Origin of the sequence: Shewanella profunda, assembly GCF_023283765.1 — a bacterium.
In the GTDB taxonomy this organism is placed as follows: domain Bacteria; phylum Pseudomonadota; class Gammaproteobacteria; order Enterobacterales; family Shewanellaceae; genus Shewanella; species Shewanella profunda.
In genome coordinates this window covers 206,175-221,735 of sequence record NZ_JAKILG010000001.1, presented here as the reverse complement: position 1 = coordinate 221,735, position 15,561 = coordinate 206,175, and the positions used below count along the sequence as shown (strand labels likewise).

The 15,561-nt window shown below is 44.0% G+C and carries 11 protein-coding genes; 7 read left to right on the top strand and 4 right to left on the bottom strand.

Going from position 1 to position 15,561, the window contains the following annotated elements; all coding sequences use genetic code 11:
- A partial coding sequence (locus L2744_RS01075) for an ISAs1 family transposase (protein WP_248990310.1) occupies nucleotides 1-475 on the bottom strand: 475 nt, incomplete at its 3' end.
- 216 nt (nucleotides 476-691) lie between these two features.
- Between L2744_RS01075 and L2744_RS01070 the strand changes: the two genes are divergently transcribed.
- Nucleotides 692-1,096: a GreA/GreB family elongation factor gene (locus tag L2744_RS01070; RefSeq protein WP_248990309.1), complete on the top strand. Its 405-nt coding sequence runs from the start codon at nucleotides 692-694 to the stop codon at nucleotides 1,094-1,096.
- Between the two features lie 659 nt (nucleotides 1,097-1,755).
- Here L2744_RS01070 and L2744_RS01065 read toward each other — a convergent pair.
- Complete coding sequence (locus tag L2744_RS01065) at nucleotides 1,756-2,535, bottom strand: AraC family transcriptional regulator (protein WP_248990308.1); 780 nt, start codon at nucleotides 2,533-2,535, stop codon at nucleotides 1,756-1,758.
- A 183-nt stretch (nucleotides 2,536-2,718) separates the two neighbouring features.
- Here L2744_RS01065 and L2744_RS01060 point away from each other — a divergent pair, with 183 nt between their 5' ends.
- The 5 genes from L2744_RS01060 (at nucleotide 2,719) to L2744_RS01040 (ending at nucleotide 9,920) form a co-directional block, all read left to right on the top strand.
- Nucleotides 2,719-3,609 (top strand): DMT family transporter, encoded by an 891-nt coding sequence (locus L2744_RS01060; RefSeq protein ID WP_248990307.1) that lies wholly within the window; start codon nucleotides 2,719-2,721, stop codon nucleotides 3,607-3,609.
- A 141-nt stretch (nucleotides 3,610-3,750) separates the two neighbouring features.
- Entirely contained in the window at nucleotides 3,751-5,382 is a 1,632-nt protein-coding gene (locus L2744_RS01055; protein WP_248990306.1) for a methyl-accepting chemotaxis protein, read from the top strand.
- A gap of 351 nt (nucleotides 5,383-5,733) precedes the next feature.
- A complete protein-coding gene (locus tag L2744_RS01050; protein ID WP_248990305.1) occupies nucleotides 5,734-7,071 on the top strand; it encodes a Na+/H+ antiporter NhaC family protein in 1,338 nt (445 codons plus the stop codon).
- A 183-nt stretch (nucleotides 7,072-7,254) separates the two neighbouring features.
- A complete protein-coding gene (locus L2744_RS01045; RefSeq protein ID WP_248990304.1) occupies nucleotides 7,255-7,983 on the top strand; it encodes a 23S rRNA pseudouridine(2604) synthase RluF in 729 nt (242 codons plus the stop codon).
- 776 nt (nucleotides 7,984-8,759) lie between these two features.
- A complete protein-coding gene (locus L2744_RS01040) occupies nucleotides 8,760-9,920 on the top strand; it encodes a DUF4062 domain-containing protein (protein WP_248990303.1) in 1,161 nt (386 codons plus the stop codon).
- A 666-nt stretch (nucleotides 9,921-10,586) separates the two neighbouring features.
- Here L2744_RS01040 and L2744_RS01035 read toward each other — a convergent pair.
- Nucleotides 10,587-12,743, bottom strand: a complete 2,157-nt coding sequence (locus L2744_RS01035) for a S46 family peptidase (RefSeq protein WP_248990302.1) — start codon at nucleotides 12,741-12,743, stop codon at nucleotides 10,587-10,589.
- 259 nt (nucleotides 12,744-13,002) lie between these two features.
- Nucleotides 13,003-14,190 (bottom strand): aromatic amino acid transport family protein, encoded by a 1,188-nt coding sequence (locus L2744_RS01030; protein ID WP_248990301.1) that lies wholly within the window; start codon nucleotides 14,188-14,190, stop codon nucleotides 13,003-13,005.
- 724 nt (nucleotides 14,191-14,914) lie between these two features.
- On the opposite strand from L2744_RS01030, the gene L2744_RS01025 reads away from it, so the two are divergent.
- Nucleotides 14,915-15,469, top strand: coding sequence for a TMEM165/GDT1 family protein (locus tag L2744_RS01025; protein ID WP_248990300.1), 555 nt, complete (start codon nucleotides 14,915-14,917; stop codon nucleotides 15,467-15,469).
- Nucleotides 15,470-15,561: the final 92 nt, after the last annotated feature.

Genomic DNA, 15,561 nt, shown 5'->3' with positions numbered 1-15,561 from the left:
ACATGTGCAACAGCGCTTGAACCGTTGCGATTTCGTTACCTTTGGTCTGTGTATCTTGCTGATACAGCACAATTCCTTGTTCGGTATCAAAGGCCGAAACGAGGTGTAGCGCATTTTTAGCGCCATGTTGATTAACTGCACCCCGCAACGTTTTGCCGTCGATAGCGATTAATGGCTTGGATGAGGCCTCTCTTAAGCTATTTGCCCAACAAAAGAGCGTTAACACCAGTATTTCGGTATCGATAACTTTAATGATCCGAGCAATGGAATGCCGAGTCGGGATCCCGTTGTCAAAATCTCGATGTTTACGTAGCCAAGATAGGTTCTCTTTGCCGAATTCTTCGATAGCTTGCCAGCCATCACAGCCTGAAGCGATTGAGGCTAAAACAAGAAAAATAATATCAACTAAATCATGGTCTAGGTTGATGTGAGAGCGAGGGTCTTCGATGAGTTTCAAGTGTTCAAACAGTGACATAGGGAATAGGTCGTTAGCATAACATGCTTGCTCTGATCCTGTTTAAGCCTAAAAGTTTCCGTTAGTTAACAAAGTATGATCCCGCCCTGCTTAAATGCCCAGTCTAAGCCGAGCGCAACTAGCGCTCGGCAGAATATCTAAAACCAATTTAAACACATAGAATAATATTTAAAGATCATTCTATTTATATTTTAACTTCGTTATTTAGAGGCAGTAATGGCTTATTCTTTTTTTAGCGATCTTTTTCAATCTTTTATGCTAAAAACCAAAACCTATTATCTACAGAACAGTTTTAATGCCTCACTACGTCCAACGACATTGGCAGGAGTGATAGCTAAACTCGAATACTTAAAGAATGACACTTCAAGCAATAAGATCACTGTTGGACGCCAGATATGTTTGATTAATCTGCAGGATCAGCAGGAATACCAAGTAGAACTGGTATATCCGCAGAAACATAAACCCAGTGCGGGTCGCTTCTCGGTGATATCGGACCTAGGTGCGAGCCTACTTGGACGAACCCAAGGGGAACTGGCACAGGTGAATATTTTAGGTAAACCTGTACTTTTTATGATTAAGGATGTGGGTTTCCCCCAAAAAGTATCAAGTAAAACCATGTAGTGACAAAGTATTTATAGCATTTTATTTTATGGACCCAGTATGTTCAACTCAGTGGCAACATACTATTAACTCGCTATTGGTGATACTTAATAGCGGTATAATTTAACATGAAAAATAAAAGGAGATATTATTTTGAAGTCATTAACCAGCCGCGACATTTACTCAAGGTAACTTAATTTTCATTTAACCATTTTTACCAAAATCTCACTCTCAAAAGTCATGGCAGCGCTTTAGTGTAAGAGGTAAAAATTGCTAAGGAGTACATTTAAAGCTTCTGGTGTTAAATAGATTATTTATCTTGCTAAATGGAACATCTCAATTTAAGCCTGAAATAAAAATTGAGTTCAACTATTGAAACCGAATTGCGGCGCGGATTTGAATAGTTACTTCACTTTGGAGTCAAAAACCATGAGTAAAGAAAAAGTAAAAAAACCGCCAATGAAGACCTTAAAAGAGAAACGTCAGGATAAACGGAACCGCCAAAAAGCATCTGACTAATTTATCCAACAATGTAAAAACCCTTAAATTATCTCTTTAAATAGGCCAAAAATAGGGTGCCAAATCAAATTGGTACCCTATTTTATTTCACGTTTTACTGCACTATCTCAATATCCTCTCTTTATGTACTAACCTACTTATGTACTAACTGCGCAACTGTACTAACTCACGCGGCGGCGATACTGTTCAGGTGAGCACTGGGCATATTTTTTAAACATCACGATATAAGGCGAAGTTTGGTTGTAGCCGAGCGTCAACGCCACCTCTTTGATCGCGAGCCCCTGACGCAATAATTGTAATGAATAGATAAACTTATGCCTTTGCCTTAACTCGGTAAAACTCATGCCCAGAACCTCTTGGCAGCGACGGGCTAAGGTGCGCTCCGTGGTATGTAACTCACCCGCCCAAGCTTTAAAGGTCTTTGGACTCGCAGGATCGGCTTCAAGCGCCTGCAAGAGTGGCTGTAGTAGCTTATCGGTCGCCGTTGGAATAAATTGCGATAACACTTGGCCTAAAGTCAGTTGATCGAGCAAGACCTCAACTAAGCGCTTATCTGTTAAGGTTTCTGCCACTTTGACTTGCCGCTCACGCAAGTCATTTACTATCGATTGAGCTATGGCAGTTAAAGCCAAAAGACAGGGCTCAAGGGGGAGATTTTGTGATCTTTTCACCGTGATATTCATTGAGCAATAATGGATGCTGCGGCGAGTATAACTTTCATGCTCAATCTCGGCGGGTACCCAAATCGCATATTGCGAAGGGGATAAAAATCGCTGTCCTGCAGCATACAACTCCATAATTCCACCGCTAATTAACTGTAGTTGCCCCCATGTATGTTGATGTTTAGGCGTCACAGTATTTGGCACAAAAGCTTCATAGTTGAAGAAAATATCGGCAAGCGGCTCTTGCTCAAGCTGTAAGGGATGGAAAACCGTTTGCATCTTATATTTTTACCTCTAGCGATAACCACAAACCAATACGGAAAATAAGACAGTAAAATAGCAACTCTGTCCGTATAGGAACTGACCTTGTCTTATAAGCGATATTTGTATCATAACTGACCAGCGATAATAGCGACCACTTTGATTTTGTCGACCCTAAAGTCAATACACTAAGGTAAGGCCATGCTGTATCTATTTCCCCTGCTAGCTGTAGTGATTTGGGCAGGTAACGCTATCGTCAACAAACTTTCATTTGGGATTATTGATCCAGAAGCGATTGCTTTCTACCGCTGGTTTTTTGCGATGCTACTCTTAACTCCCTTTGTGGTGACTTCTGTATGGCAAAAACGCCAACAGATAAAACCCCTATTGCCCAAGTTCGTCACCTTGGCACTGCTTGGTATGGTGCTCAATCAGAGTTTGGCCTATTTTGCCGCTGCCACTACAACAGCCACAAATATGGCGTTAATTACCTCACTTGTCCCTATGATCAGCCTGTTTTTAGCCGTACCACTGCTAAAACAAAGACTCTCGCCATTGGCTTTTAGTGGAATGTTAGTCTCACTGTTTGGGTTAATTTTTATGCTCAGTCACGGCAATATATTGGATATTGCCATAGGGATAACCGAGGGTGACTTATTATTGCTCTTTAGTGCCTTTGTTTATGCACTCTATGGTGTGTTACTTAAACGCTGGCAACTGCCATTATCGACTTGGGAATCGGTTTATATTCAAGGGCTAATCGCGGTAATTATGCTCACACCGCTACTCTTTAGTAGCCCTAGCATAGCAATTACCAACCAATCGGCACCGCTTATTATGTATGCCGCTATCGGAGCCTCACTGTTAGCACCATGGGCTTGGATCAATGGTATTGCTCGGCTCGGAGCGGACCGTACTAGCGTGTTTTTTAACCTAATGCCGATTTTGGCAGCCATACTCGCGGCCATAATCCTCAATGAGACCTTAGCGATTTATCACTACATTGGTGGATCTATGGTCATTTTTGGGGTGATGTTAGTACAAATAAAACCTAAAACTAAGGCTGTTTCAACCTTAGCCTGTCCAGAATAACGCCATCCCAGATAATAGGCCTCGATGCTTTTAGTCGAGGCTTTCTGCTCTATATCCACCATAAATACAATCTGCCGCTGTGGAAGCAAATCTCTAAATAACAACTAAACTATTGAGTAAGTTATCAATGGAGATATCTCTATGTTCAACAGTATTCGCGTTAAGTTTTCCCTCATGTTTATCATTATGGCGACGGCACTCATTGTTATGGCGATTACGGGAGCCATGCAAAATAGAGCCACTCTTAAACAAATGCAGGAATTTAGCCAACAGTTTAACCCTGCCATTTCAGCAATTTTGAATGCGGATCGCGATCTATATCAGGCTCAACTCAGTCAAGAAATGTTACTCACAGAAAGCCTAAGCGCCGATGACCGCAAAAGCGAGATCGACAACTGGCAGGAAAATGTCGACCAAGCAAGGGATCGAATGGCGGAGTTTAAACAAATTCTCCAAAACCACTCCCAAGTAATGCAATCAACCAATGGTTTTGAAGCACAATTCTCTCTCTGGTATCAAGCTTCATCTGAAGTCATTAATGCCGTGAGAAATAACAATGTTGAACTTGCAAGACAAATACAAGCAAGCAAAGCACAAAAAGAATTTAAGTCCTTAAGAAATATCTACAATGCCGCAGGCGAGGCTGCGGATAATAGGGTAAAAGAGCTGGATTTACAGACATCCGAACAGGCGACAACGCAAATTCAAATATCGGTTACTATCGCCAGCTTAGTTGCCATTGTCGCTCTTCTATTGGCTTACTTTGGCCCCAAAATCATCGTTAATGCCATTCAGGATATTACTGACAGGATCAATGATATTGTGGATGGTGATGGTAACCTCACCCAAAGGATCCCCATCAAACGCCAGGATGAAATCGGTGAGCTTGCGACTGCTTTTAATCAGTTTGTCGCGCAGCTACAACAAATGATCATCGCCATTATTAGCCAAACCAAGGATGTAAGCGAAACCGTTGAAAGCCTAGCGACTAAATCTACAACAACGATAAATATCAGTCATGAGCAAGAGCAATTTGTCGAGACTATTGTCACCGCAGTGAATGAAATGAGTGCGGCCGTAAGAGAAGTGGCAAGTAATGCACTGCATACCGCAACTGAGATCACTAAGGTCAATGACCAGACAATTGAAGGCAAAAATATTCTGTCACAGTCAGTTAGCCATATCCAACAACTCTCTGAATCCGTTAAAAATGCAGTTACTGTGATTGAAAAACTTTCAGTAAATTCGGCCAATATTGCTTCCGTACTTGATGTGATCCGCTCTATTGCAGAACAAACCAACCTACTCGCGCTTAACGCTGCCATTGAAGCCGCTCGCGCTGGCGAACAGGGGCGAGGCTTTGCCGTGGTCGCCGATGAAGTGCGAACGCTGGCGAGTCGCACTGAAACATCTACCCAAGATATTCAGCGCATGATTGAAGAGTTACAACGTGGGGTAAATGATGCGGTTAAAAGCATTGAGTCGGGCGCTACTCTTACTACATCGACAGTGACCCTTGCCAGTCAAACTCAAGATGCATTGGACGAAATCCTTAACTCCACCTCCAAAGTCAGTGAAATGTCCACCCAAACGGCTACTGCGACCGAAGAGCAAACCCATGTGACCGAAGAAATTAATCGTAACTTGACTGAATTATCTGATAAAACAAGATACTGCAACTTAGTGATCCAAGAAACGCAGCAAATAGTGGTTAACACTAAAGCTATTTGCAGCAATCTACAAAAAGAAGTGGCGCGATTTAAAGTTGCTTAAGTTTATCCCTGGTGTGTCCTTGGGGTTTCCCCTTGGACACATCAGTAAAAGTTCACAAAACCCCCATACTCAGGGGTATGTACCTCTCATATTCCAGTCTCTCCAAACAGTAAAAATGTCCCTAATTTAAAAAGCAAAAAAGTAAATCCAATGATTTTAAACAACCTGCTAATAACCAACAGTTCACAATGGAAGTAAAAACATCTAGACGTCCAAATTGACAGCTTAACAGGGATCAAATATGCTTCGCCTCAAGTTGCTAGGATATGATGCCGATGCGGCACGAAATTTAAGCGAGTTTGACTGCCAAGGATCCCGCGGATAAAACTCTGAGAAAAAAGAGAGACAACATTGAGCCATTCAGCACAAACATCTTCACCAAATAGCCCTGCATCTTTTATTGCCCTGCTGCCGCTATTTGTTTTCCTCGGTCTTTTTATTGGCGCTGGCGTCTATTTTCAAAGTCAGGGGGTTGATTTTGCCTTCTACCAATTACCGAGTGTTATCGCCATTTTACCCGCCATCATTCTGGCGTTGATTTTATCAAAACAGAAATTAAACCAATCAATTGATACCTTTATTTCTGGTATCGGCCACAGCAATATTATTGCTATGTGTTTGATTTATCTACTTGCAGGTGCCTTTGCTGCCGTTGCCAAAGCCACTGGAGGTGTCGATGCCACTGTCGCCTTGGGTTTATCCTTAATTCCATCAAACCTGCTATTACCCGGTTTCTTCGTGATCGCAGCCTTTATTGCAACGGCCATGGGAACCTCAATGGGGACTATTGCGGCAGTCGCCCCGATTGCATTAGGTGTTGCCGACCAAGCACAAATCGACTATGCCCTAATGGCGGGTGCTGTGATGTCCGGTGCACTCTTTGGCGATAACCTTTCGATCATCTCAGATACCACTATTGCAGCAACCCGCACTCAAGGCTGTGATATGAAAGATAAATTCCGCGAGAATTTGATTTTTGCTATCCCAGCATCATTACTGACCTTAATTGCCTTTGTGTTTGCTGGCCAAGGCCAAGCAGACTTAGCAACACAAGATATCGATTTGATTAAAGTGCTCCCCTATATGACCATTTTGATCTTAGCGGTAGCGGGTTTGAACGTGTTTGTCGTCTTGACCCTCGGTATTTTGCTTGCGGGTATGACAGGTTTATTGACTATGGATTACGGCGTTATCCAGTTTGGTAAGGATATTTACGCGGGTTTTAGCAATATGCAGGAAATTTTTATTCTGTCTATGCTGGTCGGTGGTTTAGCGGCGCTGATGCAACAACAAGGTGGCCTCGCCTTTGTTAGTCAGCAAATTGAAAAGCTGATTGTCCGTTTCTCAAAGGCACAGGGTGAAGCCTCATGCCGCGCCGCTGAACTGGGCATGGCGGGCATAGTTGCAGTGACTAACTCTTGTGTTGCCAATAACACAGTCTCTATCGTTGTTACTGGTGATATTGCCAAGGATTTGGCCGAAAAACATGGCGTCAGTCCAAAACGTGCCGCCAGTGTACTGGATATTTTTGCCTGTATTATCCAAGGACTAATCCCCTATGGCGCCCAAGCGTTGCTTATCGCATCCACCTTTAGCATCACGCCTCTAGCAGCCGTTTCACACGCTTGGTACTGCATGATTTTAGCTGTAGTTGCCGTTGTGATTGTTATTTTCCGCAAACGACACTAATGCATCTAATCGGCTAGGCTAAAGGTTATAACAAGGAACGCGCTAAGCGTTCCTTGTTATTTATGAGTACGCTCTTTTACGCCGAACAACCATTTGGTGCTTAAGTCTCGCCTTTGCGATGCAGCGCCTATCGAAAATACTGTATCATCGCACCCAAGTACGCCAAATACTTTAAGATAAACCATGCGCTTAGCAAAATACCTCGCCCAATGTGGCATTGGCTCACGCCGTGAAGCATGTCGTTTAATTGCAGCGGGACGAATTACACTCAATGGTCGTACCGCTAGCCACACAGATCCCGTCAGTTTAGACGAGACTTTTCACTGTCTGGATAGGATAGAGTTAGACGGTATTCCAATCTCATCGGCAGAAAAATTAGTCTATTGGATGTTCAATAAAGCCGTAGGCACAGATTGCCGCCTGCTTGAACAAGATAAAACCAGCCTATTGCATCTACTGCCCAAAACGCCAAGACTCTATCCTGTAGGCAGGCTCGACAAAGACTCACGTGGCCTGTTGCTGCTTACCAATGATGGCGCTTTGACACACAAACTAATGCACCCAAGCTTTGCCCACAGCAAAACCTACCATGTGCAGCTTGATAGGCCTTTTGATGATATTTTTCTTACCAATATGGCGGAACGCGTAAAGTATAAAGAGGTGCAAACCTTACCCTGCCAAGTCAGCCGTCTGAGTTCGGACAGCTTTGAAATCGTGCTGACTCAAGGACTGAATCGACAAATTCGGCGTATGTCCAAGGCGCTCGGATATCGCGTTATCGATCTTGAGCGCGTCGCCATAATGACGCTGAATTTACGCGAATTAGCATTGGGTGAGTTACAAGAAGGGCAAATGCGGCCACTGACAAAATCGGAAATTGCAGAGCTAAAAGCAGCGCTGGCAATAATATAAATTGATGGTTGGAATTTTACATTAAGCCAATATCTGTTAATCGTCTGCCCCAAAGTAAGACCTTGGAGTTTTCTAAACTTCATTTGAATGCTTTAATCAAAATCAAAGTCGTGGGGCTTCCCCCCCTGATGTTTAATCAAGAGTCGACCAAGGATGACTGCTCGTCCTATCAAAAACGTCCATGTTAAACTACCTGCTCGATATCCCTATCTCGCGCTCAAAACGGCCGTTGGCCTTCGCCCTTGGATGCTCCAAGACGCCCCCAACGGAGTTGAAAGCCCCTTGTGCTCATTGCCAAATTTGCTATCGCTTCCGAAGTCACCGCTTTACATCCATGTAAAGCACCCCAGTTCGGCAATCCTTGCCTCTCGCTCATAAGCGCGAAAATCATCGATTTTCATTCGCCCCTGCACCTGCGAAAGCGAGTCGGTCATATATGACCGAACTCACGCACTCTTTATTAAATCAAGAGCTCTATTCGCCCTGCGGCAACTCCGAGGGGAGGTGTATTCCTTGGAGTTTTGAGTCGTTAGATAGCGATTCATCAGCAAAAAATAAGCGCAAAGAATGATAAAGCTAAAACGATATCAAGTGATTAGCTTCAAAGCTGTATAAAAAACAGCTACCGCCAAAAAGCAAATTCCTATAGCATCATTTATACCAATTGACATGGATATGGCAGCGGCCATATTTCAGATTTAGTCAACAAGCGATTTATGCCCAGCAAACAATGCAGCGCATCAATACTAAGACATTAGTTTTTCGGAGGAGACAAAATGCCTAGGTCAGAGACAGTATTACAAATATTTGTTGCATCACCGGGGGATGTCACCGAAGAGCGAGAGGTTCTTGAGTCGGTAGTAGCCGAACTTAATCGCACTTGGTCAAAATCGCTAGGGGTACGTCTAGAGTTACTGCGCTGGGAAACCTCTACCCGTCCCGGTATTGGCAGCGAGCCTCAAGATGTCATCAACTCGCAAATTGGAGATGAGTACGACGTATTCATCGGGATTCTGTGGGGGCGAATTGGTACTCCAACTTCTAGGGCTGCATCAGGCACTTTGGAAGAATTTGAACGGGCGCATGCTAGGTGGGGTGCTGATCCTAGCTCCGTTGAAATAATGGTTTACTTCAAAGACAAAGCAATTAGGCCTTCAGAGATCGATGGAGATCAAAATAACCGCGTTCAAAAATTCAAACATTCCTTGGGCGATGAGGGGGTTCTTCACCGCACATTTGAGGGAATTGATAATTTTGAGTCATTGGTACGAACACATTTGAGTGCCGTGGCTCAAAAGTGGAGCAGAGGGCAATCTTCTTTCTTACAAAGCTCAATGTCACCACCTGTCGTACTGCCTGGCACCGTTGTCGACATATCTGACGATGATTTAGGATTTCTTGAGTATCTTGATCGCTTCGGGATGTCTATGGAGCAGATGAGTGCTGGACTTCATGCAATTACAGATGCAACAGTCTCGATAGGAGAGCAAATGACTCGCCGAACGACTGAAATCCAGGAAGTTGGAGAGATTAACGAGCCTCAACGCATGAAAGATGCTCGGAGGGCAGTCAAAGCTTCGGCTGAAGATATGAACAGATATGCGGATATCATGGATGGCCAGTTACCTCTCCTTGCCCGATCACGCAAGGAGGCTTTTGAGGCAATAAGTAAGGCTTTATCTTTATACGAAGACTTTGACAGTGAAGATACGTCACCAATTGATCAACTTGGGCAGTCTCTTCGCTCTATGGTTGAAGCTGCTGGCGGCTCATTAGTTGGCATGCAGAGTTTTAAAACAACGGTTGGTGGGTTACCTCGCCTGACGACGGACCTCAACCGGGCAAAGCGCCGCGTTGTCAAGTCTCTTGACGAAGTGATCGCTGAGATACAGGCGACAATAAATACTGCAGATAGCATAGTAGATTCACTGCCTTGAGTTCAAAGCGCCAAAAATCTAACAAAATATGTGGAATATACGAGGTCAGTGAATATGTAGGGTCATGGGGAATATGTGGGGGCAGTGTAAACTAATCTGGCCACCAAAACTTTCCCAATGCCACCAACCATTAGTCCATTGAATCTAAAGCGCTTTTATCAAAAAATATGTTACATAATCTTTTAAATCTACAGGTTACGCTAATGCTAAAAAGGTGCGCCATGGTGATTTGCGAGACGACCGTCCGCCCCATGGACGGGGCGGTCGAGCATCCAAGGATGGACTGGCTGCGCGTCGACGAGTCAATGTCATGGCATGCCTGTATGAGTGGCAAGCAGCGAGCACAAAGCTCCTAATAACTGAAGTTATAGGTCTCACTAGATGACTACCCAGCACTGACCAACATGTTCCAACCGCAAATCGAGTTACGATGAATCCCCGCAATTCGCTCAAACCCAACCAATTAAAAATTTATATAAAACGGCTTTCTCACCATCAGATGACTCAGGACAGTTTCTAATCTCCAAATAAAAAATAGCGATAAACTCAGTAAGTTTATCGCTATTTTGTTGTGTTGTTATTGCAGTATTTTTAAAGCACTACATCGCACTTGAATGCTAATAATCCAGCCACTACAGGCCAGAGCATTGTTGATGCGGCAATGGATTATTTAACGATTTCCATCTCGGCTAATAGATTGTCGGCATGATCTAAATACTTCATTACCCACAGCATATAACGGCTATCCACTTGGATTGAGCGGTTGATATTATCGTCATAGGCCCAGTCACCGATAATGCTTTCATAGACGCCATCGAACAGCAGGCCCACTAATTCGGCGCGGCCGTTTAAGGTAGGTGAGCCAGAGTTACCGCCGGTAGTATCGAGAGTCGATAAAAAGTTCACTGGTACAGAATCAATTGATTTCACATAGAAATCACCATATTGCTTCTGTTTGATCAGATCTAACTGCTTTTTAGGGGCATCGAAAGGATCAATGCCGGTGTCTTTTTGCACTATTCCCTCTAAACGAGTGAATGGCAGTGCGACCAAACCATCTTTTGGTTCATAACCTTTCACATGTCCCACTGTGACACGTAGGCTTGAGTTCGCATCGGCATAAACGGGCTTACCTTGCTCGAGGTTGTAGGCAATAATGGCATCCATATATTGCGGACGCACCTTCATCAGCTCACCCGCTAATTCTTTTTCTTTCTTCTCCTCGCTCATATCTGTGTCATACATAGCGACAGCAAATTGAATAAAAGGATCTTTAGACGCTTTAAAATCAGCAACCGATTTATCCATCCATGCTAAACGTACATCTTTGTTGCCTAGCTCGGTTTTGGCGTACATTTTATCGAGTGTTTTAGCTAACTTAGCTTCGCTGAATTTGCTGTCGATACCAAAGGCTTTATCCAATGCGGGTAAGCGCTTATTCTCAGGAAGGGCGGCATAGCGTTTAAGCATATCGAGCAACACGGCTTTATCGACGCTTGGCGCATAACGGCGATCGATTCGCTCCATACTCGCTTTAAAGCGCGTCATATCACGTTCTTGGAAACCAGGCTCACGTTCCATATCGGGCAGTTGCTTCTCATTGGCTAAACGGTATAAATCACGCGCCGTAGGAACCATAGTCGTATTGCCAATATAACTGAGTATCATGTCACGCTCTTGATGCTCATTACCTTTCACAATTAGCGTATCTAATTCTGCTAAGGTTTTGCCGTATTTAGCTTCACGATTGCTGTCTTTGGCAACCCATGCAGCAAGCTCAGCCTCACGGGCTTGACGGTCAGCTAGCATGGTTGATTTACCGTAAAACTCGATCATTGAAGTGAAGTTTTTCGCATAGTTGGCAAGGCCTGCAATTTGGCTCTCATACTTGATACGCTCGTCACTGCCCTCGGGGGCGGTATCTTTAATGATCTCGATAAAACGCTCGCGCAGTATCTTACCTTGAGGGTAAGCCCACTCGAATTGATTTTGCACTTCGTTGGCGGTGCGGTATCTGTTGGTGCGACCTGGGTAGCCTGCAACCATCACAAAGTCGCCATCACTCACGCCTTTAGCCGATACTTTTAGGAAACTTTTGGGCTCATAGGGCACGTTTTCCGCGCTAAATTCCGCCGGTTTTCCCGCTTTAGAGACATAGGCACGGTAGAAAGAAAAATCGCCAGTGTGACGTGGCCACATCCAGTTATCCACATCACCACCGTATTTACCTACGCTTCCGGCTGGGTTATAAACTAAGCGCACGTCACGAATTTCGAGTTGTTTTACTAGATAATATTCGAGGCCGCCGTGGAAGCTATAAACCTGACAGCGATAGCCATCTTCCTTTTCACATTCAGCGACTAAGGCTTTTTCTTGTCGCTCAACACCTTGGTAAAATTCATTACCCACCTTTGACTCAAGCCCTGCTTTAACACGCTCGGTCACATTGGAGACATCTTCAGTCACATAGATCCGTGAACCCGGTGTCGCAGGTAATTCATCGGCAAACGTCTTAGCTAAAAAACCATCTTGCAGCAGGTTTTTTTCAGGGGTGGAATTATATTGAATCGCACCATAGGCACAGTGATGATTCGTGACCACCAAGCCCTTTGGCGATACGAATGATGCAGTGCAACCGCCAAGGCTTATCACGGCATTCATCGGAAATTCGGTAAGTTTAGAAATTGATTTAGCATCAATTTCTAATCCCTTTGCTTTTAGCTCATCGGCCATAGCGGGTAACTGGTGGGGCTGCCACATACCTTCGTCCGCCTGAGCGCCAAAACTAGCGGCAACGGCAACTGTAAGTAACCATTTTTTCATTATGTTAAGTCCGTTTTATGTGAATAAAGCCGCGCGCAAGCAAGGCTATTTGTTGTCATTCATCGTCAATAGTAGGGCTAAATGCCCTAAACCTGATTGCCTTAAAACCTAAAAAGCAAAAAGTCAGGCACCGGCCTGACTTTATCACATGATACACAGCTTCCAACAGACTTTGACAAACTCGCTTACAAAGCAAATACATCTGAGTAATAGTACAGGCTAAACTTGCTTTTAAAACGGCTCAGATAATCACGCTCGATTAAAGCGCCACAAATAGCTGTGCGCCAATAATAATCGCACCTATAAGACCCGCTAAAACTAATGCAATCGAACCACCTGCAACTTGGTAACCTATCGCTTGAGGTTGACGCTGGCGAAGGGCCATAGCAATCGGCAAAAAGATAATCATCACCACTAAAGGTACAGCTGCAAAACCGAGTACCGCCACAAAGCCTTCGGGCACATATAGCGCGCACAATAAGGGTGGTACGAAGGTTAATAACCAAGTTTGAATACGGCCAACAGCGGTATTTTTGGCACGAGTCAGCTCGGCGACAAAGTCATACAAACTTAGGGTTACGCCGAGGAAAGAGGTAATTAAGGCTAAATCAGCAAATAGTGAAATACATTTACTTATCCAAGGAGTATTTGCGATTTCTTGCAAGGCGGTGACTAGGGCGGGTAACGATCCGTTAAAGCCGCTTACCTCTGCACCACCCACAGTACCTAAGGTCACCAGTAACCAAAAAACATAGCAAGCCAATGGAATCGTCGAACCAATTAACAATACCTTGCGCAGTGAAACCACATCGCCATCCAAATAGCGCACTAAGGTTGCAATACACACATGGAAACCAAAGGAGGTGAATACCACAGGGATCGCCGCCATCCAGCTGCTGGTCATTGACTCGGCAATTGCACCGGTTGCCATGCTAGCAAGACTCACTTCTGGCAATAAAAACAGCACCACAATTACTAGCAATAAAATCATCAAGGAAAACAGGAAACGTGAAATCTTATCCACCCAAGCCACACCTAGCGCAGCGAATCCACCCAGAACCAGTGTAAACAACAGTACTGCGACTTGATTATCTAACACTATATCGAACATGTTTTGCGCTTTTAATACTAACAGCGATGAGCCGCCCGTAAGATAAGCTGCTGTTAGAGCAAACAATAAACTTAAAAATGACGCACCTTGGATAATCTGGCCCTTTTTACCGAGTAGCTTACCGGTAATAGCATGCACATTGTCACCGACGCCAGAGCGCAAATTAATTTCTAGCATTAACAACGAGGTATAAGCGGAAATGCCCCAAATAACCACCAGTAATAGAATTGCCGGAATAATCCCTAAAGCCGCGGTAGCTAAAGGCAAAGCTAACATGCCTGCGCCAATTGCCGTACCAGCAACAATGGCGATCGAGCCTAGTATTTTTGAATTCACACAATAATCCTGTTCAAGTTTTACTTATTATTTTTATCAATATTTTTGAGTCGATTTGAAGGATAAAGCCCTGCGTCACTATGTCGTCATTAAACTAAAAGCGTCATAAAACTTAAAGCATCCAATCAGATCTTGATATAACAGATCAATTGGCCCCAATAGCTTTTGAATATTTCAACTCAGTTGCCATTGAGGCTAACTAAATCGATTGAAGAAAAGTGACGTGACTTTCAATGGTGATGGCCCTAATAAAGTACCGATAAAACGCATCGATAAAGAGATAGCTTGGGACATTAACAGAGCAAAACCCAGTGGGCAAGCCAGTTATCAATAAAGCTGAATGGATTTTTATATAGCAACAACTTAATAGCGGCTCAGCAAACAAAAAATACAAGGTATCAAATCATCGTCATTATTTATGCTCCTACTCACCAAACCTTAAACTAAACGCCATAAGTCACCCTAAAGAGAGCTAAGCTGCCACATTAACATCTCGCCCTTGAAACTCTGCTTCACTTAGCTATAATGCACGCCTCGCTTCGGGGGAGTAGCTAACTGGATTTCGAACTATCGTTATCTAGGGTGAATATCAACATACTTGGCAACAGGCCATGGTATTCACAGCAAGTCATTGATTTGCCAAGCAAGACCTGAGCACGATAACCGCACCTAGGGGTGGACGGTCTATTGTGCTTATGTCTAAACCACCCCTAAAGGATCACACTTGGAAGCATTACTTGCCTCAACCTTTACGGTCGCTATCGCCGAAATTGGTGATAAAACTCAATTGCTTGCACTATTACTCGCCGCAAGATTTAAAAATAAAACCGCGATTATTTTAGGTATTTTGCTATCAACCCTATTTAACCATTTTGCCGCAGCTTGGGTTGGTCAATGGGCCATCACTTGGGTGAACCCCGATCTTGCCCGCTATTTGGTTGCCGCCTCCTTCTTTGCCATTGCACTCTGGGTATTAATTCCTGACAAAGTGGATGCAGAAGAAAGTCGCTTCTATAAAATGGGGCCATTTTGGGCAACATTTATCCTGTTCTTCATTGCCGAAATGGGAGATAAAACTCAGATAGCCACTGTGGTATTGGCCGCAAAATACGATGCCCTCGCCATGGTTGTTGCTGGTACAACCTTAGGCATGTTGATCGCCAACGTCCCTGTGGTTATTGCGGGGCACTTTAGCGCTGAAAAATTACCTATGCACTGGATCCATAGAGGCTGCGCTGTATTATTCGCCCTATTAGGTGTAGCAACACTGCTGTTTTAATGCCCTAAATTCCCTATAGGATAGGCCAGTTCAGCATTAATCTGGTCTATCCCATTCAAGCGGCTAATCCGATGTTCCTCGACTTTGCCTAG